Annotated in this window: 19 protein-coding genes and 1 pseudogene; 3 read left to right on the top strand and 17 right to left on the bottom strand. The window is 68.7% G+C overall.

Annotation, left to right across the window (positions count from 1 at the left end; genetic code table 11):
* Positions 1 to 75: 75 nt before the first annotated feature.
* From V8J38_RS05575 to V8J38_RS05555, 5 genes and pseudogenes are all read right to left on the bottom strand, one after another.
* A complete protein-coding gene (locus V8J38_RS05575) occupies positions 76 to 702 on the bottom strand; it encodes a M23 family metallopeptidase (RefSeq protein ID WP_338578222.1) in 627 nt (208 codons plus the stop codon).
* Positions 703 to 894: 192 nt separating this feature from the next.
* Positions 895 to 2,697 (bottom strand): autotransporter domain-containing protein, encoded by a 1,803-nt coding sequence (locus V8J38_RS05570; protein WP_338578220.1) that lies wholly within the window; start codon positions 2,695 to 2,697, stop codon positions 895 to 897.
* Positions 2,698 to 2,796: 99 nt separating this feature from the next.
* Positions 2,797 to 4,026: a phosphoglycerate dehydrogenase gene (gene serA, locus V8J38_RS05565; protein ID WP_338578594.1), complete on the bottom strand. Its 1,230-nt coding sequence runs from the start codon at positions 4,024 to 4,026 to the stop codon at positions 2,797 to 2,799.
* A 135-nt stretch (positions 4,027 to 4,161) separates the two neighbouring features.
* A pseudogene (locus V8J38_RS05560) lies at positions 4,162 to 4,686 on the bottom strand (HAD family hydrolase); the annotation flags it as partial.
* 97 nt (positions 4,687 to 4,783) lie between these two features.
* Complete coding sequence (locus V8J38_RS05555; protein ID WP_338578219.1) at positions 4,784 to 5,314, bottom strand: hypothetical protein; 531 nt, start codon at positions 5,312 to 5,314, stop codon at positions 4,784 to 4,786.
* Between the two features lie 200 nt (positions 5,315 to 5,514).
* Between V8J38_RS05555 and V8J38_RS05550 the strand changes: the two genes are divergently transcribed.
* Positions 5,515 to 6,447, top strand: a complete 933-nt coding sequence (locus tag V8J38_RS05550; RefSeq protein ID WP_291776651.1) for an Hsp33 family molecular chaperone — start codon at positions 5,515 to 5,517, stop codon at positions 6,445 to 6,447.
* 4 nt (positions 6,448 to 6,451) lie between these two features.
* Here the strand turns inward: V8J38_RS05550 and V8J38_RS05545 are convergent, their stop codons facing one another.
* From V8J38_RS05545 to V8J38_RS05515, 7 genes are all read right to left on the bottom strand, one after another.
* Entirely contained in the window at positions 6,452 to 7,171 is a 720-nt protein-coding gene (locus V8J38_RS05545; protein WP_338578218.1) for a CPBP family intramembrane glutamic endopeptidase, BDIM_20840 family, read from the bottom strand.
* A 313-nt stretch (positions 7,172 to 7,484) separates the two neighbouring features.
* A complete protein-coding gene (phoB, locus tag V8J38_RS05540) occupies positions 7,485 to 8,174 on the bottom strand; it encodes a phosphate regulon transcriptional regulator PhoB (RefSeq protein WP_291776656.1) in 690 nt (229 codons plus the stop codon).
* Positions 8,175 to 8,218: 44 nt separating this feature from the next.
* Complete coding sequence (gene phoU / locus V8J38_RS05535) at positions 8,219 to 8,965, bottom strand: phosphate signaling complex protein PhoU (protein WP_003168860.1); 747 nt, start codon at positions 8,963 to 8,965, stop codon at positions 8,219 to 8,221.
* Between the two features lie 10 nt (positions 8,966 to 8,975).
* Positions 8,976 to 9,845 carry a phosphate ABC transporter ATP-binding protein PstB gene (gene pstB, locus V8J38_RS05530; RefSeq protein ID WP_291776659.1) on the bottom strand — a complete coding sequence of 290 codons (870 nt, stop codon included), beginning with the start codon at positions 9,843 to 9,845 and terminating at the stop codon, positions 8,976 to 8,978.
* A 5-nt stretch (positions 9,846 to 9,850) separates the two neighbouring features.
* Positions 9,851 to 11,146: a phosphate ABC transporter permease PstA gene (pstA, locus tag V8J38_RS05525; RefSeq protein ID WP_291776661.1), complete on the bottom strand. Its 1,296-nt coding sequence runs from the start codon at positions 11,144 to 11,146 to the stop codon at positions 9,851 to 9,853.
* The gene (gene pstC, locus V8J38_RS05520) at positions 11,139 to 12,569 is read right to left on the bottom strand and encodes a phosphate ABC transporter permease subunit PstC (RefSeq protein WP_291776664.1); all 1,431 of its coding nucleotides are present in this window, start codon (positions 12,567 to 12,569) and stop codon (positions 11,139 to 11,141) included. The genes pstA and pstC overlap by 8 nt, the downstream gene beginning before the upstream one ends.
* A gap of 163 nt (positions 12,570 to 12,732) precedes the next feature.
* Complete coding sequence (locus V8J38_RS05515) at positions 12,733 to 14,130, bottom strand: sensor histidine kinase (RefSeq protein WP_338578215.1); 1,398 nt, start codon at positions 14,128 to 14,130, stop codon at positions 12,733 to 12,735.
* 149 nt (positions 14,131 to 14,279) lie between these two features.
* On the opposite strand from V8J38_RS05515, the gene V8J38_RS05510 reads away from it, so the two are divergent.
* Positions 14,280 to 16,607, top strand: a complete 2,328-nt coding sequence (locus V8J38_RS05510; RefSeq protein ID WP_338578214.1) for an ATP-binding protein — start codon at positions 14,280 to 14,282, stop codon at positions 16,605 to 16,607.
* A gap of 27 nt (positions 16,608 to 16,634) precedes the next feature.
* Here V8J38_RS05510 and V8J38_RS05505 read toward each other — a convergent pair whose 3' ends face one another.
* Together V8J38_RS05505 and aceA are read right to left on the bottom strand one after the other, a co-directional pair.
* Complete coding sequence (locus V8J38_RS05505; RefSeq protein ID WP_338578213.1) at positions 16,635 to 16,844, bottom strand: hypothetical protein; 210 nt, start codon at positions 16,842 to 16,844, stop codon at positions 16,635 to 16,637.
* Between the two features lie 17 nt (positions 16,845 to 16,861).
* On the bottom strand, positions 16,862 to 18,139 hold the full coding sequence (gene aceA, locus V8J38_RS05500) for an isocitrate lyase (RefSeq protein ID WP_338578212.1): 1,278 nt from the start codon (positions 18,137 to 18,139) through the stop codon (positions 16,862 to 16,864).
* A gap of 155 nt (positions 18,140 to 18,294) precedes the next feature.
* Between aceA and V8J38_RS05495 the strand changes: the two genes are divergently transcribed.
* Entirely contained in the window at positions 18,295 to 19,725 is a 1,431-nt protein-coding gene (locus V8J38_RS05495; RefSeq protein ID WP_338578211.1) for a helix-turn-helix domain-containing protein, read from the top strand.
* A gap of 30 nt (positions 19,726 to 19,755) precedes the next feature.
* Here V8J38_RS05495 and V8J38_RS05490 read toward each other — a convergent pair whose 3' ends face one another.
* The 3 genes from V8J38_RS05490 to V8J38_RS05480 form a co-directional block, all read right to left on the bottom strand.
* Positions 19,756 to 20,589 (bottom strand): hypothetical protein, encoded by an 834-nt coding sequence (locus V8J38_RS05490; RefSeq protein ID WP_338578210.1) that lies wholly within the window; start codon positions 20,587 to 20,589, stop codon positions 19,756 to 19,758.
* Between the two features lie 67 nt (positions 20,590 to 20,656).
* Complete coding sequence (locus tag V8J38_RS05485) at positions 20,657 to 22,093, bottom strand: hypothetical protein (protein ID WP_338578209.1); 1,437 nt, start codon at positions 22,091 to 22,093, stop codon at positions 20,657 to 20,659.
* Positions 22,094 to 22,170: 77 nt separating this feature from the next.
* Positions 22,171 to 23,154, bottom strand: a complete 984-nt coding sequence (locus tag V8J38_RS05480) for a helix-turn-helix transcriptional regulator (protein WP_422388319.1) — start codon at positions 23,152 to 23,154, stop codon at positions 22,171 to 22,173.
* Positions 23,155 to 23,234: the final 80 nt, after the last annotated feature.

Below are 23,234 nucleotides of genomic sequence, written 5' to 3'. Positions count from 1 at the left end.
AAGGATCGAATCTAACGGCAGGGCGCGCCTTGTGGAAAGGGTATTTTACATTACGGTTTGGTCATGATCCCGCGATCAGGCCGGGGCCTTCACCCGGATGTCGAAGCTCTGGCCGACGATCTTGGCGGGGTCGACCTGACCGCCGTTGCGGCGCACCTCGAAATGCAGGTGCGGGCCGGTCGAATAGCCGGTCGAGCCGACCAGACCGATGCGCTCGCCCGCCGCCACCGCCTTGCCCGAGTGGACGTCGATGCGGCTGAGATGGCCGTACAGGCTGGTCATGCCGTTGGGGTGCTGCACCTCGATGAAGTTGCCGTAGCCGCCCGCCTGATAGCCCGCGCGCAGCACCTTGCCCTCGGTCGTGGCGAAGACGCTGGTGCCGGTGGGGGCGGCGATGTCCACGCCCTTGTGCGCCCGCGCCTTGGCCTCGATCGCCAGCTTGCGCAGGCCGAAGGGCGAGTTGATGCGATAGCCCTTCAGCGGCGCCTCGAAGACGATCTTGCGGGTGACGGGACCGGCAGGCTCGGCCACTGCCTTCACCGGCGGGGCGATGGGGACCGAGACCTCTGCGACCTTTTCGGGCGCGGCCGAGATCATGCCGGCGGGCGCAGCCGCCATGGCCAGGACCGCCAGGCCGGCCAAGGCGCCCGTCTGGCCGAAGCGGATCACATGCGGCCGCACGGCCGGGGGAACTAAACGCATACTCTAACGACTCATTCTGAGCGCTTCGTCAGCGCGGGAGAGCCGTCAGGAAGGCGCGCATACGCACGCAGATGGCGAAAACAGGGTTCGCCGACGGCCGGACTTGACCGTCTTTTGCAATTTCACCGGGACATGAATGGGGCGCCCCGAGGGCGACACGGCGTCGCACCTCGGGAACCTTCGTTTCTCGGCCTACAGCGGCAGGCTGAGCTTCACCGCCGCCATATGGCTGTCGGCATGGTCGCCGAAGCGGCCCTTGTAGCCGATCGACACCTTCAGACGCTCCATGACCACGCCCTCGATTCCGGCGGCGGCCAGCACCTGCCCGCCGAACGGCAGGTCGACGTCGCGGGCCAGAATCTGGGCCGGATTGCCCAGGATGCCGGTGCGCACGGCGTCGCTGTCGTCGCTCAGGCTGTCGCGATAACCGCCCTCGGCATAGAAGCGCACCCGCTCGGTCCCGCCCTCGGCGCGCAGGGCGATCTCAGCCGTCGTCACCTGCACCGAACGATCGGCATAGCTGTACTGCGCCGCCGGGCCCTGCTCGTAGAAGCCGTCGACATCGGCGTTGATCCACGCCACCGCCGCGCGGGGCGACAGGGCGAAGCCGCCCAGGTCGAACCACATCCCGCCCTGCAGCCGCGCGCCCGTGGAGACGCCGCGCGTCGAACCGCTGTGGACGATCGGCGCCAGGCTGGTCAGGCGGCTGACATCATTGAAGTCGTCCTGGGCCACGCCCGCCGCCGCATTGACGAAGACGTCGCCCGAGCGCCAGCCGCCGTAGACGTCCAGCCCGAAGCTGTCGACGTCGGCGCGCAGGGCGCCCGCATCCACGTCGGCGTTGCGATAGGAGCCGGCCAGGCCGAAGCGCAGGCTCTCCGTCCCCGACTCCAGGGCGATGCGCACGCCGTAGCCGTCGGAGGTCGCCTTGCCGATGGCGCCGCGCGCATCGGTCTCGGTCTTGTCGGCCAGACCCTCGACCGAGATCGAAGTTCCCCCCGTCCACGCCTCGCGCCCTGACAGGGCCGCGGTCGAGCCGTCCAGCGCGTCCTCGCGGTGACGCCAGGCCGTCTCGCCCAGCACCGCCGTCTGGCTGCCCAGATCGCCGTAGTAGAGGTAGTCATTGGCCAGTTGCGCGATCACCGCATGACCCTTGGCCGTCGGATGCACCCCGTCGAAGTAGAAGTAGTCGTCCGGGTTGGAGCACAGGCTGGCGCCGTCGAAGCAGGCCTGGGTCACGTTCGACACCCCGAAGGCGCTGGGATTGGCGGCCACCACGTCCCCGACCTTGAACAGATCCATCAGGATGATGTTGGTCCCCTGCTGGGCGGCCGCCGTCGCAGTCAGTCCGGTCAGAAGGGCGCCGTTGAAGGTGGTGACGGCGTAATCGGCCAGCGGCGCGGCCGGCGTACCTCGAAACTGGGGCGTGATGCTCAGCTTGGGCAGGTTGGTGACCAGCACCGTTCCCGCCCCGGCCTGGGCGATGCCGTTGACGATGAAGTTGATGTCCGCCGCCGCGCTCTGCGCCACCGGCGCGATGGCGGCCGTCGGATTGGCCGACGCCCCCGCCGCAGGCAACCCCTGGAAGATGTTGTTCGCCCCGCCCAGCACGCTGACCAGATCATTCGATCCGAAGGTCCCGCCGCGTTGCAGATACTGCCCCAGTTGCGCGCGCATTCCCGGCGGCGAGGCCTGGCTGTCCGTACGCGCCCCGCCGAAGGCGTAGTTGATGCTGCCTGTCACCGGCCCCATGAAGTTGGCGGCGTCGAAGCCCAGCCGCTCGGTGAACACCGGCCCGTTGGAGAACCGTCCCGCGCCATAGGGCGGCGAGGGCGGCGTCGAACCGCCCGTCGCCAGATAAAGGTTGCCGTTGTCCGACAGACTGTCGCCGAACACCACCAGCCGATCATAGGTCTGGGCCGAGGCGGCCCCGGCGACAGACGCGGCGGCGAGCGTCAGGGCGGCCAGCGCCGCACTGCGAAGAAGACGAGACATCGATTTCCCTCCCATCGACCGTCCGTATGCGGTCGTTATCCGCCACTCTGCGCCGCTTTTGTCAGGACGCAAGATGCCCTTGGGGAAGGTGATCGACGATCAGTGCAACCGCCGGAAGCGGATCGTGCCCGGAAGCTGCTTCAGCGCCGTCAGCGCCTCGCGGTCATAGTCGCGGTCCACGTCGGTGATGACATAGCCGGTGCGCTCGTCCGTCTTCAGGTGCTGGCCCAGAATGTTGAGCCCCGCATCGGACAGGGCGCGGTTCAGTTCGGCGAGCACGCCCGGCTGGTTGCGGTGGATATGCAGCAGGCGGTGCGCGCGCGTCACCTCAGCCAGTTGCACGTTCGGCAGGTTGACGCAGAAGGTGGTGTCGCCCCGGTTCAGATAGCCCAGCAGACGCTCGGCCGCGAACTCGGCGATGGCTTCCTGCGCCTCCTCGGTCGAGCCGCCGATGTGCGGCGTCAGGATGGTCTTGTCCAGACCGACCAGCGGGCTGTCGAACGGGTCGGCGTTGGTGCGCGGCTCCTCGGGGAAGACGTCGACCGCCGCCCCGCCCAGACGGCCGGACTTCAGCGCCTCGGCCATGGCGTCCACGTCGACCACATGGCCGCGCGACAGGTTCAGGAACAGGGCGCCCGGCTTCATCTTCGCGAACTGGTCGGCGCCGATGATGGCGGTGTTATCCTTGCGGCCGTCGACGTGCATCGTCACCACATCCGCCTCGGCCAGCAGGGCGTCCAGCGAGCGCATCCGCCGTGCATTGCCCAGCGCCAGCCGTTCGGACAGGTCGTAGAACAGCACCCTCATGCCCAGGTTCTCGGCCAGCACCGACAGCTGGCTGCCGATGGCGCCGTAGCCGACGATGCCCAACGTCTTGCCGCGCACTTCGCGCGATCCGGTCGCCGACTTGTTCCACTTGCCCTTGTGCATCTCGCGCGACTTGTCCGCCACGTCACGCATCAGGACGATCATCATGCCGATGGCCAGTTCGACCACCGAGCGGGTGTTGGAATAGGGGGCGTTGAACACGGCCACGCCCTTGTCCGCCGCCGCGTCCAGATCGATCTGGTTGGTGCCGATGCAGAAGGCCGCCACGGCCATCAGCCGGTCCGCCGCGTCCAGCACCTTGCGGCTGACGTTGGTCTTGGAGCGGATGCCCAGAACGTGCACGCCCTTGATCGCCTCGATCAGGTCGTCCTCGTCCAGCGCGCCCTTCATCGTCTCGACGGTATAGCCCGCCTCTTCCAGCCGCTCGACGGCGGCGGGGTGGACGTTCTCCAGCAGCAGCATGCGGATGCGGTTGCGCGGATAGGACCAGCGACCGGCCACCCCCTCGGCATACAGCACCTCGTCCAGGGAGGCGGCGACGGCGTCGGCGGCCTCGACCACCTTGGGACGGCTGACGATTTCGGTGAAGGCGTAGAAGCGGTCGGCCGCGCCCTGGAGCTTGACCTCGGCGTCGGTCCAGCCGTCGCCGACCATGATCACGGGGCCTTCAAGATTCAGAGCGCGAATGACTTCCGGCTTGCCGTTCTCGCGCGACAGGGGGTTGGCCGTGTCCGCGCCCGTCACGCGGCCTTCGTCGTCATAGATCAGGTCGTTGGCCAGCACATGATCGGCCGGCACGCCCAGCCGCTCGGCCAGAGGCGCGATCACCTCGCGGAAGCCGCCGGACAGGATGTAGATGCGCTCGGCGTTGCGCTGGAAGAAGTCGACGTTGCGGCGGATGGAGACGGTCGCCTCGTCCAGAATCCGGTCGGTTAGGGCCTCGACGTGTTCGCGGCGCAGGGCCAGCAGTTCCAGGCGCTGTTTCAGCGCCTCGCCGAAGCCGATGCGGCCGTTCATGGCGTCGTCGGTCAGGGCCGCGATCCGGGCCTTGCGCTCGGCGGCGTCAGGCGCGTCCTTGAGCGCGAGGTCGGCCAGAGCCTCCAGCGTCTCGATGCGAACCAGGGTGGAATCGAAGTCGAAGATGAAGACGGGCGAGATCATGCGCGGCCTCTAGCCCCTCTTCGCATCCGCAGCAATAAAAAGGGGCGCCGCAGCACCCCTTTCCGCACGATTTTTCCAGTTAAGCCCGAAAACCGGCTCAGCGGCCGCTGTTTCCAGCGCGACGACGGCTTTCCAGAGCCGCGGCCCCGATGGCGGCGGCGATGGTGGCCACGGCCAGAAGGGCGCCCCCTTCCTTGGCGTGATCGCGAGCGAAGTCTCCGGCGTCCTCGGCGTAGCGGCGCGCCTGCTTGGTGTAGCGGCGCATCGGACGGCGCGATTTCTTCCTGGCCCGGCGATACCATTGGTCGGCCCGATCGCGGGCGTCGGCGCCGAAGCGTCCGGCCCGTTCATGAGCGTAGTCGCCAAGGTCGGCCGCGCGATGGGTCAGGTCGTCCGCCCCATGACGCACGCCGCGCGCAATGTCGTCAAAGCGGTGACGCAAGGCCTCGGCGTCGAACCAGCCGCGCGGGTCGATGCGCGTCTTGATCCGCTCATAGCGGGTCGGGCCGCTGCGCTGGTTCAGCAGGATCGTCGCCAGACCCACGCCCGCCAGGACGGCCACGACGCCCGCCGTGATTCCGGGGTGCTTGCGGACCTCGTCCACGACGTTGAACTCACGATCCATCATGTCAGACCTCTTGTAAGCGGATAGGGAAGGAAGCGGATTTTCAGCTAAGGGAGCGAGCTTCAGCACAAAGAGTTCCCTTGTCCCGGTCAAGCCTGTCGAACCGCGCTCGCTCGTGGCGCGGGCGACACGCCCTCCCCTTACCAAGCGGCCTTCGCCTCCCTATGTTGCGCCGCTTCCGACAGTTTTCAGGATTTCACGCCGTGACCGATCACGCGCCCGACGCCCCCATCGACGCCCCGACGGACGACTTCGCCGCCGCCTTCCAGATCGAAGGCTGGCCGGTGCGCGGCCGTCTGGTCCGCCTGGGCAGGGCGGTCGACAAGATCCTGTCGGCCCACGCCTATCCCGAGCCGGTCGCCGCCCTGCTGGGCGAGGCCTGCGTCCTGGCCGCCATCGTCGGTTCGGCGTTGAAGTTCGACGGCCGCCTGATCGTGCAGGCCCAGGGCGACGGCCCGGTGCGCTATGTCGTCGCCGACTACGGCACGGACGGCCATCTGCGCGGCTTCTGCCGCTTCGACCCGGAAGAAGTGGCCAAGGCGTCGGAAGGCTTCGCCCGTCCGGGCGCCAAGACCCTGCTGGGCGGCGGCGTCTTCATCATGACGGTGGATCGCGGCGCCGATTTCGAACGCACCCAGGGCGTGACCCCCATCGAGGGCGAAAGCCTGTCGCTGTGCGCCGAACACTACTTCTCCCAGTCCGAACAGGTGCCGACCAAGGTCCGCCTGGCCGTCGGCGAGGTCGAAACCGACGCGGGCCGCGCCTGGCGCGCCGGCGGGGCGATGATCCAGGTCATCGCCGGCGACGAGTCGCGCGGCTCGACCGAGGAGGTGTGGGAACGCACCCGCGCCCTGTTCGCCACCCTGGGCGACGACGAGCTGATCGACCCGACCATCAGCGCCGAGACCCTGCTGTATCGCCTATTCCACGAGGACGGCGTGCGGCTGGAAGGCGCCAAGGCCCTCGCCGCTATCTGCCGCTGCTCGAAGGACCGCATCGCCACCGTGCTGCAGTCCTTCCCGGCCGAGGAGCGCGCCGAAATGGTCGAGGACGACGGCAAGATCCGCGTGACGTGCGAATACTGTTCGACCGCCTATGAGATCGACCCGGCCGAGCTGGAGACGACCGAGGCCTGATTCCTCAGATCAGCATGAAGACGGCGTTGCCGTAGTTGTGCAACAGGACCGGCAGCAGCACGCTGTCGGTCTTTTCGCGCAGCCACGCCAGCAACAGGCCCGCCAGCCCCGTCGTCGCCATCGGCGCCCAGTCGAAGGTGAAGCCGCCGTCCTGATAGCCCAGGGCGTGGGTCAGGCCGAACGCCAGCGCGGTCAGCACCGCGCCCCAGCCCATCTGCGCGCCCAGCACGCGGACCGGCCGCCCGAACGCCTCGTTCAACATCAGCAGCAGCACGCCGCGATAGAAGATCTCCTCGTCCAGCCCCGGCATGGTCAGCTGGAAGGCCAGACTGTCGGCGTCGAACCCCTCGCCCGGCATCGCGATCGCCAGGCCGAGAAACAGCAGGACGAGCAAGCCCGACAGGATCAGCGCCCCCTTCAGCCCCTGCCGGTCCTGATGCAGGGTCAGCCCGCTGCGCCGCCATCCGACGATGGGCTGGCTGGCGACGGCCAGGGACAGCAGCACGGCCAGCGTCTTGCCTTCCCAGTTCCAGCGCGAGGGTCCGAAATCCAGCGGAATGTGGCCATAGCCGCGGGTCAGCACGGCGTCATAGACGGCCATCAACAGCAGAGCCGCCGCCAGCCAGCCCCAGCGCACCTTGCCGCGCGACAGCACGGCCGCCGCCCCAGCCGCCAGCGCAACGGCGCCGACCCAGCCCGACATGGCGATTATGGCGTCCGGCATGACTTCCCTCCCCCGATGCGACGTCGTCGTTCAGAGGCGGCCGGAGGGGTCTGCGGATGCAGATGAAGAAAAGTTAAGCTCCGGCTCCCCGCCCCCACACGCCCGAACTTCGCCCCATACAGGCCGTTGCCCGCCTCTACACGCCGTCATCCTCGGGCTTGACCCGAGGATCCAGGGCGACGGCGCGCTCACCCGTTCAACGCCGTGCAGGCGGACGGCTGGATCCTCGGGTCAAGCCCGAGGATGACGGCGAGGGGTGGGACGCCGTGGAGCGTCGTAGAGCGCCGTAGCCCGCGCCGCAGGGGTCATCGGCTCAGTTATTCAGGTCCAGCGAATAGCCTGCCGAGCGCACGGTGCGGATCGGGTTGACCGTGCCTTCGACGTTCAACGCCTTGCGCAGGCGGCCGACGTGGACGTCCACGGTGCGGGCCTCGACATAGACATCCGAGCCCCAGACCGCGTCCAGAAGCTGCTCACGGCTGAACACCCGGCCCGGATGCTTGAGGAAGTGATCCAGCAGGCGGAACTCGGTCGGGCCCAGGTGCACCTCCTTGCCCGCGCGGCTGACGCGGTGGGCGACGCGGTCCATGATGATGTCGGCGTGGTTGACCCGGTCGTCGGCCAGACCTGGACGGATGCGGCGCAGAACGGCGCGGATGCGCGCGGTCAGCTCCGTCATCGAGAAAGGCTTGGTCATGTAGTCATCGGCGCCGGTGTCCAGGCCGCGCACGCGGTCCGTCTCCTCGCCGCGCGCGGTCAGCATGATGATCGGCAGATTGCGCGTCTCGGCCCGACCGCGGATGCGGCGGCAGACCTCGATTCCCGACAGCTTGGGCAGCATCCAGTCCAGCAGGATCAGGTCGGGCGTACGCTCATCAACCTGCAGCATCCCTTCCTCGCCGTCAGAGGCGACGGCCACGTCATAGCCTTCCTTCTCCAGATTATACTGAAGCAGGGTGGCCAGGGCGTCCTCGTCTTCCATCACCAGGATATAGGGTTGCACGTCAGCCTCTCCGGTTCGTCGAAGTCGTCAGCGATGTAGGGGTGTCAGTCGTCCGCCGCGTCGGGGGACGCAGACAGATGGGGGGTCGGCGTCGGCTCTTCGCCGGGACCGGGCACGGCCTTCGGCCGCTCGCCCAGCATTTCCTCGCCGGTGATCTCATAGTGGACCGTCTCGGCGATGTTGGTCGCGTGGTCGCCGATCCGCTCCAGGTTCTTGGCCATGAACAGCAGGTGGGTGCAGGCCGTGATCGTGCGCGGGTCGCCCATCATATAGGTGAGCAGTTCGCGGAACAGGGCGTTGTAGTGCTCGTCCACCTCGTCGTCCGTCTGCCAAACCGACAGGGCGCGCTCGATCTCCGAGGCCGTATAGGCGTCCAGCACGTCGCGCAGCCTGTTCGACACCAGCCGCCCCATCCGCTCGATCGAGCGGGTCAGGGGCTGCATGGGCTCGGCCTCGGCCAGGATCAGCGCCCGCTTGGCGATGTTCTTGGCCAGGTCGCCGGTCCGTTCCAGGTCCGAGGCCAGCTTCATGGCCCCCAGCGTCCGGCGCAGGTCGCTGGCGACCGGCTGGCGCAGGGCGATCAGGCGGATCGCCTTCTTCTCGATGTCGCGATGCAGGGCGTCCAGGCGGTTGTCGCGCTCGACCACCGCCTTGGCCAGGGCCACATCGCGGCGGGCGACGGATTCGATGGCGTCCGCCACCTGGGCCTCGGCCAGGCCGCCCATGCGGACCACCTCGGCCGTCAACTGGTTCAGCTCGTCGCCGTAAGCCTTGACCGTATGCTGGTTCATCGTCGCGTCCTCAGCCGAAGCGGCCGGTGATGTAGTCGAGGGTGCGCCGTTCGCGCGGATTGGTGAAGATCTCTTCGGTGTCGCCGGTCTCGACCAGCTTGCCCATGTGGAAGAAGGCCGTGCGCTGCGACACGCGAGCCGCCTGCGCCATCGAGTGGGTGACGATGACGATGCAGTAGCGCTCGCGCAGTTCGTCGATCAGCTCCTCGATCTTGGCCGTGGCGATCGGGTCCAGCGCCGAGCAGGGCTCGTCCATCAGGATGACTTCCGGCTCGACCGCGATGGCGCGGGCGATGACCAGACGCTGCTGCTGGCCGCCCGACAGGCCGGTGCCCGGCGAGTGCAGACGGTCGGCAACCTCGTCCCACAGACCGGCGCGCTTCAGCGACTTCTGGACGATCTCGTCCATCTCGCCCTTGGTCGAGGCCAGGCCGTGAATCTTGGGCCCATAGGCCACGTTCTCATAGATGGACTTGGGGAAGGGGTTCGGCTTCTGGAACACCATGCCGACCTGGGCGCGCAGCAGCACCGGGTCGATCTTGCGATCGTTGATGTCCTCGCCGTCCATCTCGATCCGGCCCGTCACGCGGGTGCCGGGGATGGTGTCGTTCATGCGGTTCATCGTCCGCAGGAAGGTCGACTTGCCGCAGCCCGACGGGCCGATCAGCGCCGTCACCGTCTTGTCCGGAATCTCCAGCGAGACGTCGAACAGGGCCTGCTTCTCGCCGTAGAAGACGCTGACGTCGCGCGCGGCGATCTTGATCGGACCCAGCGGCGCCGAGGCGTGGGCGCCGACGGCCGGGGCGGTCGACAGGGTGGCGGCCTCGGAGGCGCCGCCGGTCGACGAGCCTTCGGGAGCGCGGAAGATGCGGGACTTCATAGGATTTACCACCGGCGTTCGAAGCGACGGCGCAGCAGGACTGCGGCGGCGTTCATGACGATCATGAAGGCGAGAAGGACAAGGATGGCGGCCGCCGTCCGTTCGTGGAAGGCGCGCTCGGACGCGTTCTCCCAGATGTAGATCAGCGACGGCAGGGCGCCGACGGGCTCATCAATGGCGTGCGGGACGCCCGGCACGAAGCTGATCATGCCGATCAGCAGCAACGGCGCCGTCTCGCCAAGCGCGTGGGCCATGGAGATGATGGCGCCGGTCATCACGCCGGGCATGGCCAGCGGCAGGACGTGGCCGAACACCGTCTGGGTGCGGCTGGCGCCCATGGCCAGGGCCGCCTCGCGGATCGACGGCGGCACCGCCTTCAGCGACGAGCGGGTGGCGATGATGATGGTCGGCAGGGCCATCAGCGCCAGCACCAGACCCCCGACCAGCGGACTGGCGCGCGGCAGGTGCATGAAGTTGATGAACAGCGCCAGACCCAGCAGGCCGTAGACGATGGACGGCACGGCGGCCAGGTTGTTGATGTTGACCTCGATGATCGCCGTGATGCGGTTGCGCGGGGAGTATTCCTCCAGCCACACGGCGGCGCCGACGCCGACCGGGATGGCGATCAGGGCCGTCACCATCAGCATCAGGGCCGAACCGACCACGGCGCCCAGCAGGCCCGCCAGTTCCGGCTGGGTCGAGTCGCCCTTGGTGAACAGGGCCGAGTTGAAGTGGGCGCGCACCGCGCCCGAGGCCTTCATCCGGTCCAGCCAGTCCATCTGCGCATTGGAGACGCGGCGCTGGTCCTCGGGCTGATCGCGGGTGATCTTGCCCTTCAGATACATCTCGGCGTCGTCGGACAGGGGGGCGGCGACCGGCACGGTCTGACCCAGCAGGCTGGGCTGGCGCGCGATCATCTTGGCGGCCTGGAACTTCAGCTCCGAGGACAGCAGGGCCTTCATGGCCGAGGCCTTGGTCCCCTGTTCATCATCCTGGACGCCCAGGCGGCGGATCTGCTGTTCGGCGACGATCTGCTCGAAATTGGCGCCCTGCGGATAGGAACGGTCGATCCGCGCCGGGTCCATATAGACCGGCAGGGTCACGGTGTGGGCGTAGAAGGCGGTGTAACCCTGGGTGATGATGCTGCCGAGCAGGATCACCAGGAAGGCCAGGGCCACGCCGATGGCCGCGCGGCCATACCAGCGGAAGCGGGTCTCGCGCGCATAGCGGGCGCGCAGGCGGGCCTTCAGGCGCTGGGTGCGCGGGCTGACGCCGGTCGAGGGAGAGGCGGCGTCAGTCATACTGTTCCCGATAGGCTTGCACGATGCGCATGGCGACGATGTTGAGCAGCAGGGTGACGACGAACAGCGTCAGGCCCAGGCCGAAGGCGGCCAGGGTCTTGGGGCTGTTGAACTCCTGGTCGCCGGTCAGCAGGGTGACGATCTGGACGGTGACGGTCGTGACCGTCTCCAGCGGGTTCAGGGTCAGCTTGGCGGCCAGGCCGGCCGCCATGGTCACGATCATGGTCTCGCCGATGGCGCGCGACACGGCCAGCAGCAAGGCCCCGGCGACGCCCGGCAGGGCGGCGGGCAGCAGCACCTTCTTGATCGTCTCGGACTTGGTGGCGCCCATGGCGTAGGAGCCGTCGCGCAAGCTCTGCGGCACGGCGTTCAGAATGTCGTCCGACAGGGAGCTGACGAAGGGAATCAGCATAATCCCCATGACCGCGCCCGCAACCAGGGCCATCTGGTTCTGGACCAGGGACAGGTAAATCCCCAGGCCGTTCAGCGGCCCCCCGATCAGCAGGTCGCCGATGCCGTTGAAGAAGACGCGCAGCGCCGGCCCCACCGTCAGGGCGGCGAAGAAGCCGTAGACCACGGTCGGCACGCCGGCCAGGACCTCCAGCGCCGGCTTGACCATGGCGCGGGTCTTCTTGCCCGAATACTCCGACAGATAGACGGCCGAGAACAGGCCGATGGGCGCCGCCACCGCCATGGCGATGGCCATGATCAGGAAGGTACCCGCGAACAGCGGCACGGCCCCGAAGGCGCCCGACGACCCGACCTGGTCGGCGCGGATGGCGATCTGGGGGCTCCACTTGGTTCCGAACAGGAACTCGGTGATCGGCACCATGCTGAAGAAGCGCAAGGAGTCGATGACCAGGGAGAAGATGATGCCGAGCGTGGTCAGCACCGCCACCGCCGAACAGGCGAACAGCACGCCGGTGATCCAGCCCTCGACCTTGTTGCGCGCGCGCAGGTCCGGACGGATGCGGGTGAAGACGAACAGGCCGCCCAGCACGGCGGCGATCAGGGCGGCGACGCCCCCGCCCCAGTTCAGGGTCGAGGCGATGCGGTGGGCGCGGCGGCCCTCGGCCGGCAGTTCCTCGGCGTAGGGGGCGGGCCAGATCTGACGCGCCTCCTGCCCCGCCCCGACCAGGCGGGCGTCGGCGAAGAAGGCCTCGCGGCGGAACGGCTCCAGTTGGGCGACGCTGTCAGGCGCCCCCGCCCGCATCATCTGCTGCTCGATCGAGGTCGAGAAGACCGAGGCGGCGATCAGCATGGCCAGGGCCGGCGCTCCGACCCAGATGAGGGCGTAGAGCCCGTGTTGGCCGGGACGCGAATGCGACTTCGCGCCTCGGCTCCGACGAACGGCCAAGGCCCGCCCGGCCACATAGGCCAGGACGGCGAAGGCGATCAGCAACAGCAGGAAAATCCAGATCATCCGGTCCGATCAGCGCAGGAATCAGCAACGCGCCAGGCTCGGTGCGTTCCGGCCGGGAAACTGCCTGCGATACGTCAGCGGATTAAGACGGCTGGATGACAGTTCTGTTACGACGCCCGTCCGCAATGTCGCAGCCCCATGACGATCGTTCAGAACCCGGAGCTCAGGCGTCCGACGCAGGGGCCAGGGGAAAGCAGGCCGCGAAAATCGCCCCGCAACCCGGCGCGCTGTCCACCGACAGGCCGCCCCGGTGACGGATGATGATGTGACGGACGATGGCGAGCCCCAGGCCCGTGCCCTGCCGCTCGCCGCTCTTCTGGCCCTCGACGCGATAGAAGCGCTCGGTCAGGCGCGGCAGGTGCTCGCGCGCCATACCTGGTCCGTAGTCGCGCACGGTGACGACGGCGTAGCGCTGGCCCGTCTCGCGATCCGGCGTGGCCAGGGACAGACGGTTGCCCTCGGCCATCCGTGCCGCCATGGCCTCGTCCAGGGTGCGGTCGATCTCGATGCCGACCTCGATGGTCCCGCCCGCGCTGGAGTATTTCAGCGCGTTGTCGATCAGGTTCTGCACCACCTGGGCGATCTCGTCCCGGTCGCCCGTCACAGCCGCACCGCCATGCGGCAGCTCCGCATGGATCGTCACCTGCCGCTCGCGCGAGATGACGCTGACCGCATCGACCACATCCGCCGTCGCCCGCGCCAGATTGACCCGGCCCAGGGGCGCGATGTGCTCGTTCAGCTCGATCCGGCTCAGCGACAGCAGATCGGCCACCAGACGCCGCATCCGGTCCGCCTGAACAGCCATGATGTCGAGGAATTTGTCGCGCGCCTTGGGATCGTCCTTGGCGTGGCCCTTCAGCGTCTCGATGAAGCCCGAAAGGGAGGCCAGCGGCGTGCGCAGCTCGTGGCTGGCGTTGGCTAGGAAGTCGACCCGCATCTTCTCCATGCGACGCACGTCCGTCTCGTCGCGCAGGGCCAGCAGGGCCAGCGCCCCGCCGCCCCAGTTCGAATTCTCCCGCGCGGGCAAGGGTCGGACGAAGGCCCGCCAATGCCGCTCCTGAACGCCGCCCCCGACATAGTCGACCTCGGTCCCGACGGCGCCGAACAGGGCTTCGTCCACCGCCTCCAGCACGCGGGGCTCTCGCAGCACCGAGACCAGCAGCCCCCCGCCCGCCCCGTTCAGCTTGAACAGATCGCGCGCCGCCGCATTGGCTAGGGCGATGCGGCGCCCGGCGATGTCGTCCGCCTCCCCGCCGCTGACGATCAGCAGCGGATCGTCCAGCGCCTCGAACACATCGCCCAGCAGGGCGGCGTCAGGCCCCAGATCGACCGCACCCTGATCGAACTCCGTCTCATCGGCGGCCGCGGGCGGATTTCGGTTCACCAGCCAGGTCGCCAGCGCGACCGCAACGGCCCCGGCCGCCAGCCACCCGGCCAGCTCCGGCTTCATCACCGCCAGGACGGCCATCACCAGGATGGCCACGCCGCCGCTGGCGCCGGCCGTCCACAGCCGGGACGAAGCGGTGGGAGCGACGGGGGACGGAGAGTGATCGTAAGGCATTTCGACCGGCGTTATCTCATTGTTCAGCAGCGCGACCTAGTCTGGTCCGTCGACAGCCCGCTGAGTCGGCCGGTTCGACGCCAGGGGATGTGTAGCTTGGTTTCTTCACGGATTTACGGCGGAACAATTCAGGAGGCGGGCGGAGCATCATGATGGGGGGCGTCCTGAGCTGCCTGGTCGAGCGCCACGATTGGCGGATCGCCTCCTTCGCCCTGCTGGCCTGCGTCTTCAGCATCGGCATCGCCCTGCTTCTGTCCGAACGCGCGCGCCACCTGTCGCCGCGAGCGCGCCGAACCTACACCCTGTCGGCGCCGCTGGTGGGCGGACTGGGCGTCTGGATCACCCACTTCATCGCCATGCTGGCCTACGACGCCGGAACGGATATCCGCTACGACCCGCTGCAGACCTTCCTGTCGCTGGTGATCGTCACGGCCGCCTTCTGGGTCGCCATGCAGTTGCACCTAGCCGGGGCGACCGAAGGCCGCCGGCGCCGCCGCTCGGGATTGGCCGCCGCCGCCGTGGTGACGGCCGGTGTCGCGGCCATGCACTTCGTCGGCATGGACGCCATGCGCCTGTCCGGAGCGATCCTGACGTGGAACGCGCCACGCGTAGCCATGGCCGTGACGGGCGCCTTCGTCCTGTTCGGCGCGGTCGCCCTGCTGCCGGAGATGAACAAGCGGCTGAGCCTGGCCGTCGCCACGGCCCTGTCGGCCGGCGCCGTCGCCTGGCTTCACTTCATCGCCATGACCGCCGTCAGCCTGACTCCCGCGCCGGGCGTGCTCCTCGGCCAGGGCGCCGGCGTCGCCGCCGTCACGCTGTGGGTCGCCCTGGGCGTGGCCCTGACCCTGAGCGTGGGCGCCTTCTTCACCGGCATGATCTGGTGGTCGCGTCGCAGCGTCCTGGGTCAGTTGCTGGAGGCGGTCCAGGCCATGCCCGACGGCGTCGGCGTCTATGACGCCGATGACCGCCTGATCCTGTGGAACAGGCAGTACGGCGAAATTCACCCCCACCTCGCCCCGGTGCTGCGCCCTGGCGTCACCTTCCGCGAAATCCTGCAGGTCGGCCTGAAGGCCGGGGTCTATCAGGACGCCGTCGGTCGCGAAGAAGCGTGGATCACGCAGCGACTGGCCAGCCATCGCACGCCCATAGAACCGCGAGAACTGCAGGTGGCCGGCCGCTGGCTGCGCGTCCAGGACCGCCCCACCGTCGGCGGCGGCGCCGTCACCGTCTGTTCAGACATCAGCGACCTGAAACGCAACGCCGACGCCCTGGCCGAGGCGCGCGACGCCGCCAACGCCGCCAACCGCGCCAAGAGCCGCTTCCTGGCCAATATGAGCCACGAGATCCGCACTCCGCTCAACGGCGTCATCGGCGTGGCCCAGGCCCTGGCCCGCACCGAACTGTCTCCGCAGCAGCAGGACATGCTGGAGTTGATCCACTCCTCCAGCCGCACCCTCCAAACCCTGCTCAGCGATATCCTGGATCTGGCGCGCGTCGAGTCCGGGCGGCTGGAGCTGAACGACGAGCCTCTGGACCTGGCGCGCACGGTGGAAGAAGCCGCCCTGCTCTACGCCGCCGCCGCGCGGGACAAGGGGCTGCAGTTCCTGGTCGAGGTCGCTCCCGAGGCTCGGGTCTGGATTCAGAGCGACGTCGTCCGCCTGAAACAGGTGCTGACCAACCTGGTCTCCAATGCGGTGAAGTTCACCGCCTCGGGCTTCGTCAGCCTGACCGTCGACGCAGTCCCGGCCGAAGCGCCCCAGACTCTGCGCTTCGTGGTCCAGGACACCGGCATCGGCTTCGACGCCCAGACGCAGGCCCGGCTGTTCAACCGCTTCGAACAGGCCGACGGCGACATCACCCGCCACTACGGCGGTTCGGGCCTGGGCCTGGCGATCTGCCGCGAACTGGCGGCCATGATGGGCGGCGACCTGGGCTGCGAAAGCGAGCCCGGCGCGGGCGCCGCCTTCATCCTCAGCCTGCCGCTCAGGCCGGCCCAGGCGCCGGCCGCCCCCCTTCGCCCCAGCCGCCCGGCCGTGGCCGCTCCGGTCGAGGCCGATGCCGATGCTGCGCCGCGCCGTCTGCGTATCCTGGCCGCCGACGATCACCCGACCAACCGCCGCGTGGTCGAGCTGATCCTGGACGGGGCGGCCTTCGATCTCATGTCGGTCGAGAACGGCGCCCAGGCGGTCGAGACCTACCGCGCCCAGACCTTCGACCTGGTGTTGATGGATATGCAGATGCCGGTCATGGACGGCCTGACCGCCGTGCGTGAAATCCGTCTACACGAAGCGGTCCTGGGCCTGCCGCGCGTTCCCATCGTCATGCTGACCGCCAACGCCCTGGCCCAGCATCTGGACGAGGCTCTGGCCGCCGGCGCCGACCGCCACATGGCCAAGCCCTTCAGCGTCGAGGATCTTCTGGCCATGGTCGCCGACCTGACCGCGCAAACACCTCAGGCCGCGGAAGCCGCGGCCTGAGGTTTCGTCCTTGTGAAGGCGCCCCGCCTATTCGTAGCCGTGCGCCGCTTCATTGATGACCTGGCTGGGCATGGACGAGAAGTCCACGCTCACCGGCCGGGCGGTCTTGGTCTGGAAGGTCTTGATGACATGCTCCAGGCGACGGCGGGTCTCGCGTTCGGCCTCGCCCGATCCGTCGAGCCCCAGCGGGGCCAGACAGAAGTCGATGATGGCCTGCGGTCGGGTCAAAGGCTCCATGAGTTCATCTCCTGTAATCAGGCTGCGTGGAACTGGGCCGTCTCGGTCGAGTCCTTCAGGGCCGTGGTCGAGGACTGGCCCGAAGAGATGACCGTGGCGACGTCGTCGAAATAGCCGGTGCCGACTTCGCGCTGGTGGCGCGTGGCGGTGTAGCCGGCCGCCTCATTGGCGAACTCGCGCTGTTGCAGCTCCGAATAGGCCGCCATGCCGCGATCGCGATAGCCCGAGGCCAGCTCGAACATGCCGTTGTTCAGGCTGTGGAAGCCCGCCAGCGTCACGAACTGGAACTTGTAGCCCATGGCCCCCAGCTCGCGCTGGAACTTGGCGATGGTGTCCTTGTCCAGCTTGGCTTCCCAGTTGAACGAGGGCGAGCAGTTGTAGGCCATCAGCTTGCCCGGGTGCTCTTTCTGAACGGCCTCGGCGAACTTCTTCGCGTCGTCCAGGTCGGGGTGGGACGTCTCCCACCACAGCAGGTCGGCGTATTTGGCGTAGGACAGGCCGCGCGCGATGCAGTGGTCCAGACCCGTGCCCGGCTTCAGGCGATAGAAGCCCTCCGGCGTGCGGTTCTCGCGGTCGATGAAGGGGTGATCCCGCTCGTCGATGTCCGAGGTGATCAGCTGGGCCGACTCCGCATCCGTGCGCGCCACCGTCAGGGTCGGCGTGCCGCAGACGTCAGCCGCCAGACGCGCCGCGATCAGGTTGCGCTCGTGCGCCTGGGTCGGGATCAGCACCTTGCCGCCCAGGTGGCCGCACTTCTTCTCGCTGGCCAGCTGGTCCTCGAAGTGGACGCCGGCGGCCCCCGCCTCGATGAAGGCCTTCATGATCTCGAAGCTGTTCAGCGGCCCGCCGAAACCGGCCTCGGCGTCGGCGACGATGGGGGCGAACCAGTCGCGCTTGGCGCCGCCCTCGGCGTGCTCGATCTGGTCGGCGCGCTGCAAGGTGCGGTTGATGCGGCGGCACAGCTCCGGCGCGGCGTTGGCCGGATACAGCGACTGGTCCGGGTACATGGCGCCGGCCGTATTGGCGTCGGCCGCGACCTGCCAGCCCGACAGATAGATAGCCTTCAGGCCCGCGCGGACCATCTGCATCGCCTGATTGCCGGTCACGGCGCCCAGGGCGTTGATGTAGGGCTCGGAATGCAGCAGTTCCCACAGGCAATTGGCGCCGCGCTCGGCCAGCGTATGGGTGACCGGCACCGAGCCGCGCAGACGCAGGACGTCCTCAGGCGAGTAAGGGCGCTCGATGCCGTCAAAACGGCCGGCGGGCGAAGGAACCAGATCGGCGAAGGTCGTCATGTTCGTCTCGGTCTCGATAAGGCGCGACCGCAGCCGCTGTCCCGGAAACCTGAACACGTCATCGTCACGATTGACACATCCATAGCCACATCATTCAAGTCAAACAGTCACATCATGACACTTGCTATGAAGTCATGATGTGACATGATCGCGCCATGAACGCCGCCGCTGATCGCAAGCTGTTCCTGGGCGGCCGCCTCAAGCGGCTGCGGCGCGACCTCGACCTGTCGCAGACGGCGATGGCGGCGGACCTGGGCGTCTCGCCCTCCTATCTGAACCATATCGAGCGCAACCAGCGCCCCGTCTCGGCCCAGCTCCTGCTGCGTCTGGCCGAGACCTATGACGTCGACCTTCGCAACCTCGGCCAGTCCGGCGGCCCGGCGTCGGAGGCCGAACTGTCCGAGGTCTTCGCCGATCCCCTGTTTCAGGGTCTGGCCGTGCCGCGCCACGAGATCATGCAACTGGCCGAGGATCAGCCCGCTACCGCCGACGCCGTGCTGCGCCTCTACCGCGCCTTCACCGACCGCCGGGTGCGCGACCGCGCCGAGGTCGAGGCCGGCGGCGGCGCCGCCCCGACCGACAGCCCCTCCGAATGGGTGCGCGAATATGTCCAGGCGCGACACAACCATTTCCCCGACCTCGACGCGCTGGGCGAAGCGCTGCACGACGCCCTGCGCGCCGAAGCCCCCGCCCCCGACGAAGGCTTCGAGGCCCTAGCCCGCGCGCGCCTGTTCGCCCGCCACGGCCTGACGGTCCGCACCCTGCCCGCCGAGGTCATGGTCGAGTGGACCCGTCGCTTCGACCCGCACCGGGGGCGACTGCTATTGTCAGATGCGCTGGGGCCGTCGTCGCGCGCCTTCGCCGTCGCCAACCAGCTGGTTCTGATGGAGCATGGGTCGGAGCTTCAGGCCCTGACCGAGGCGGCGAATGCGCCCGACGCCCCCACGCGCAATCTGCTGAAGGCGTCCCTGACTAACACCCTGGCCGCCGCCGTCCTCATGCCCTACGCCGCCTTCCAGCGCACGGCGGAAGAGACCGGCTATGACCTGGCCCGACTGCAGGCCCGCTTCGGCGTCGGCTTCGAACAGGTCGCGCACCGGCTGACCACCCTGTCGCGGCCGACGGCGCGGGGCGTGCCCTTCTTCCTGATGCGAGTGGATCAGGCGGGTAATGTGTCCAAGCGCTACGCCTCGGGCGCCTTTCCCTTCTCGCGCTTCGGCGGGGCCTGCCCGCGCTGGCGGCTGCACTCGGCCTTCCGCACGCCGGGCCGCATCGTCACCCAGATCATCGAGACGCCCGATGGCGGCCGCTGGTTCACCCTGGCTCGGACCGTCGACCGCCAGGGCCAGGACGCCTTCACCGAAGGTCAGGACCTCGCCATCGGCCTGGGCTGCGAACTGCGCCACGCCCATCGCCTGATCTATGCGCGCGGCCTGGATCTGCAGAAGCCCGAGGTCACGCCCATCGGCCCGGCCTGCCGATTGTGCGAGCGCCACCCCTGCGCCGAGCGCGCCGCTCCGCCGGTCGGGAGAGCGCTGACGGTCGACGACTGGTCCAAGTCGGTCAGCCCGTATCCATTCGCGTAGCTCTTCTTCTCCCCTTGTGGGAGAAGGGAATTAATGAGCCAGCATCACGGCCACGGGCGTCTCGGTCAGCAGGGTCTGCGTCACGCCGCCGAAAATCCATTGTCGCATCCGCGCGTGGCCCCAGGCGCCGGCCACGATCAGCCCCGCCTGCATCTCCTCGGCGCAGTCGATGAGGCGCAGGCCGTGCATACGGTCGTCGTGGACGCGCACGTCCGGTTCGGCCGCCACGCCGTGCCCCGCCAACCAGCGCACGACGTCCTGCGTCCGCAGCCCGGCCCCGTCCGTGTCTTCAGGATGACACATCTCGACCACGCGAACCCCGGCGGCGCGCTTCAGCAGAGGCAGGGCCGCCTGCGCCGCCAGGCGGCTCTCGCGCGTATCGGTCCAGGCCAGCAGCGCCGGCGCATCGACCATCGAACGGATCGGATCGGGCGGCAGGACCACCACTGGCCGCCCCGAGCGCATGGCCAGATCCGCCGGGTGCGGCGCCCGCCAGGCGCTGGCCCCGCCTGCGTCACGCCCGACCAGGACCGCGTCCGCCGCCCGCATGTGCCGCAAGGTCAGCCCCGTGGGATCGCCGATATCCCCGCGCCACTCGCCCGCCACCTGCGCCGTATCGACGGCGGCGACGAACCGTTGCCTGGCGGTCTTCAACATGGCTTCGTTGCGCGCCTGCTGGGCCGCGATCACCTCGCCCAGCAGTATGCCCGCCCCATAGGCGTCGGCCACGGGCGTCTCGGGCGCGCAGCCCGACACTCCGATCAGCCGCGCCCCGTGCGCCTTCGCCAGGGCGCAAGCCTCGGTCAGGCGGGCGGGGTTGTCGACTTCATCATCAACATAGACGATCAGACTGGTCCAGGGCATGGCGCGCCTCCTGCTTGAGACTATGCGCCATCAACGCACAAACCGCCGTTCGGCGCCTTGAGCCGGATCAATTCATCAGGATGACGCTTCCGCCTTCGACCCGATGCGGCACGCCCGTCCGCCGGAACAGACTGGCGATCTCGGCGACGGGATCAGCCGCGCCCTGATCCAGCATCCGCCCGATGTCGGCCGCCAGCGTCGGATCGCCCGACACCCGCGTCAGGGCGTTCAGCCATTCGGCGCGGGTCAGCACCCCGTCCCTGCGGTTGGCGTCCAGCAAGGGCCTCAGGAAGCCGAACCAGTCGCCGCCGTCGCGCCGCTTCTGCGCGCCCTCGGCCGTCATGGCGAAGACGGCGCCGCAGGCGTAATAGGCGCGGTGCTCACCGCGTCCGCCCGCCTCGGCCACGCGGCGCCCCTGACTCAGGATCACGCAGTCGTCGACCTCTTCCTGCAGGGCCTTGCGATCGTCATAGGTCGGGTCCAGCGTCTTCAGCGCCCGCACCGCCATCAGATCGGCTCCGCCCTCGGTGATCCAGGCGTCGCGCGCGAACTCGTAACGCACCGTCTGGCCCAGCCAGAAGTGCGCGCTCTCATGGCCGATGAACCAGCGCGACACCCGCTCCATCTCCGCCGTCGGCCGGGTCACGCCGGTCCCCTCGAACGACATGACGATCAGGCCGGGCAGGACGCTGCCGCCCATGCTGGTCATCCGCTCGGTCGGGCCGTTCCACGACACCATGACGACGGGGTTGTCCCCGCCCGAGCCGGGTCGTCCCAGGCGTTGCAGGTAGAACTCTCCCACGCGCGGGGCGAAGTCGCGGATTTTCTCGCCGATCCACGGCGGCAGATTGGGGTCCATGACGGTGGTCAGCCCCTCGCCGGGCGTCACCCGCGCCTGCCCCAGAAGGACATAGGACCGCTCGCCCGTCGTCGTCAGTTCGGCGTGGCGCTCGCCGTTGAACAGCACCGGTCCGTCCAGGTCGCGCCAGGTCACGCGCGAGGCCCCGCCGTCCAGATCGACTCCGTTCAGGTCCGCCGGCATCGCCTCCGCCGCCTCGGGCGAGCCCAGGGCGAAGACGTCCATCTGCCGCGTCGGCAACGCCACCGCCCCGTCCGAGAAGACCAGCGTCTTGTATTCCGCCTCCAGCTCGACCGCCTGGGGCGTCACGCTGAAGCGAACATGGCGCGGCACGGGACCGCCGTCCGTGCTGCGGATGATGTCGTAGTGGCCGCGTCGCTCCATCACCACGCCGGGCGTCTCGACCGTCCACTGGCGCGGCCGCCACGGCTTGCGCACGTCGGAGATCAGCGCCGAATCCATGAAGGCCCAGACCACGGCGTCGCGGTTGAAGACATAGTCGACCGTCAGCCCCCCGTCCTCACGCGTCACCGTCACCTGCGGCGCCGCCTCGACATTCCAGGGGCCGGGCGCCGGCGTCGCGGCGCAGGCGGTCAGCAGGATGGCGGCTGCAACGGCCGCCGTGGACAGGACTTTCAGACGCACGAAGAGCAGTCTCCCACAGTGAACGGCGCAGCTTAAGAGGGCCGAACCCGGCCCGTCACCTTACGGTTTGCTCAGCTTTACGCCCGTTCGAGGGCGCGGCCCGCCGCCGCGAGCGCCTCGGCCATCACGGCCTTCAGCCGGTCCGGTCCCAGGATGGTCGCCTGCTCGCCCCAGGTGAACAGGTGCCAGGCCAGTTCGCGCATCCCCGAGGCGCGGAACCGCACCACGACCGAGCCGTCGGCCTGATCCTCGATCGTCTGGGTGGGATGCCAGCGCCAGCCGCGCGCCTCGTCCGCGCCTTCGGGCGCAATGCGCAGGGCGACCTCTTCGATCTCGTCCTGATAGATGCCGAAGGACTGGCTGGCGAAGGCCCCCAGGTCAAAGTCTTCAGGCGGGCGCGCCGTGCCTTCGCCCGCCTCGACCGCGCTCATCCGGTCCAGACGGAAGGTCTGTATGCGCCCGCTCTCGCGGTCGGCAGCCACCAGATAGTTGGCCCGGCCGAACATCAGGCCGCACGGCGTCATGGTGCGAGTGCGAGCCTCGGCGCCGGGCCGGGCGTAGATGAAGTTCAGCGGCCGCTCCGCCAGCACCGCCCCACGGATTTCGGCCAGCACCGTCTCGTCCGCGCTGGGGCGCGGCCCGGCCTGGACGGCGATGGTCTCGGCCCGGACCAAGGCCTCAAGATCCGGCGCCATGCGGTTCAGGGTGGTCGAGCGCATCGCTGCCTTCACCTTGCGCTCAAGGCTTTCCAACGCCGCCGCCCGCGCCGGTTCGCCCGCCGCGCGGTGTCCGGCCGCCGCCTTGGTCAGCTCCAGCATCTCGGTCGCCGTGGGGGCCTGCTCGAAGGCCGACAGCCCGCCCCGGATGCGCCAGCGCTTGGTCGGCGGGTCGGACACCTCCTCGACCTGCGGAAACAGCATCAGCACGGCGTCGCGCATCCGCTCGGCCGTGCGGCGGCCGACGTTCAGCTGAGCGGCCATCTCGTTCAGCGTCAGCCCCTCGGCGCTGGCCGCCATGCCCCGCGCCAGATCGATGACCATGGCCGCCTTGTCGTGCCGCAAGATGTCTTCTCCACAGATATACGTCCGAAACTGGCGTAATGCTGTCTCATATTCATCCTGTCAGCAAGAGGCGACGCCTT

Origin of the sequence: Brevundimonas olei, from assembly GCF_037055245.1 — a bacterium.
In the GTDB taxonomy this organism is placed as follows: Bacteria; Pseudomonadota; Alphaproteobacteria; order Caulobacterales; family Caulobacteraceae; genus Brevundimonas; species Brevundimonas olei.
The sequence above is the reverse complement of the archived record's forward strand: the minus strand, read 5'-3'. Positions and strand labels throughout refer to the sequence as shown.

What these genes read in the sequence shown, in the direction of transcription:
- phoU (WP_003168860.1), bottom strand. Translation starts at nt 8,965, where the DNA reads ATGAACCAGCATACGGTCAAGGCTTACGGCGACGAGCTGAACCAGTTG.
- pstC (WP_291776664.1), bottom strand. Translation starts at nt 12,569, where the DNA reads ATGATCTGGATTTTCCTGCTGTTGCTGATCGCCTTCGCCGTCCTGGCC.
- V8J38_RS05505 (WP_338578213.1), bottom strand. Translation starts at nt 16,844, where the DNA reads ATGGAGCCTTTGACCCGACCGCAGGCCATCATCGACTTCTGTCTGGCC.
- V8J38_RS05515 (WP_338578215.1), bottom strand. Translation starts at nt 14,130, where the DNA reads ATGCCTTACGATCACTCTCCGTCCCCCGTCGCTCCCACCGCTTCGTCC.
- V8J38_RS05555 (WP_338578219.1), bottom strand. Translation starts at nt 5,314, where the DNA reads ATGATGGATCGTGAGTTCAACGTCGTGGACGAGGTCCGCAAGCACCCC.
- pstB (WP_291776659.1), bottom strand. Translation starts at nt 9,845, where the DNA reads ATGAAGTCCCGCATCTTCCGCGCTCCCGAAGGCTCGTCGACCGGCGGC.
- aceA (WP_338578212.1), bottom strand. Translation starts at nt 18,139, where the DNA reads ATGACGACCTTCGCCGATCTGGTTCCTTCGCCCGCCGGCCGTTTTGAC.
- V8J38_RS05510 (WP_338578214.1), top strand. Translation starts at nt 14,280, where the DNA reads ATGATGGGGGGCGTCCTGAGCTGCCTGGTCGAGCGCCACGATTGGCGG.
- V8J38_RS05570 (WP_338578220.1), bottom strand. Translation starts at nt 2,697, where the DNA reads ATGTCTCGTCTTCTTCGCAGTGCGGCGCTGGCCGCCCTGACGCTCGCC.
- pstA (WP_291776661.1), bottom strand. Translation starts at nt 11,146, where the DNA reads ATGACTGACGCCGCCTCTCCCTCGACCGGCGTCAGCCCGCGCACCCAG.
- V8J38_RS05545 (WP_338578218.1), bottom strand. Translation starts at nt 7,171, where the DNA reads ATGCCGGACGCCATAATCGCCATGTCGGGCTGGGTCGGCGCCGTTGCG.
- V8J38_RS05490 (WP_338578210.1), bottom strand. Translation starts at nt 20,589, where the DNA reads ATGCCCTGGACCAGTCTGATCGTCTATGTTGATGATGAAGTCGACAAC.
- V8J38_RS05575 (WP_338578222.1), bottom strand. Translation starts at nt 702, where the DNA reads ATGCGTTTAGTTCCCCCGGCCGTGCGGCCGCATGTGATCCGCTTCGGC.
- V8J38_RS05495 (WP_338578211.1), top strand. Translation starts at nt 18,295, where the DNA reads ATGAACGCCGCCGCTGATCGCAAGCTGTTCCTGGGCGGCCGCCTCAAG.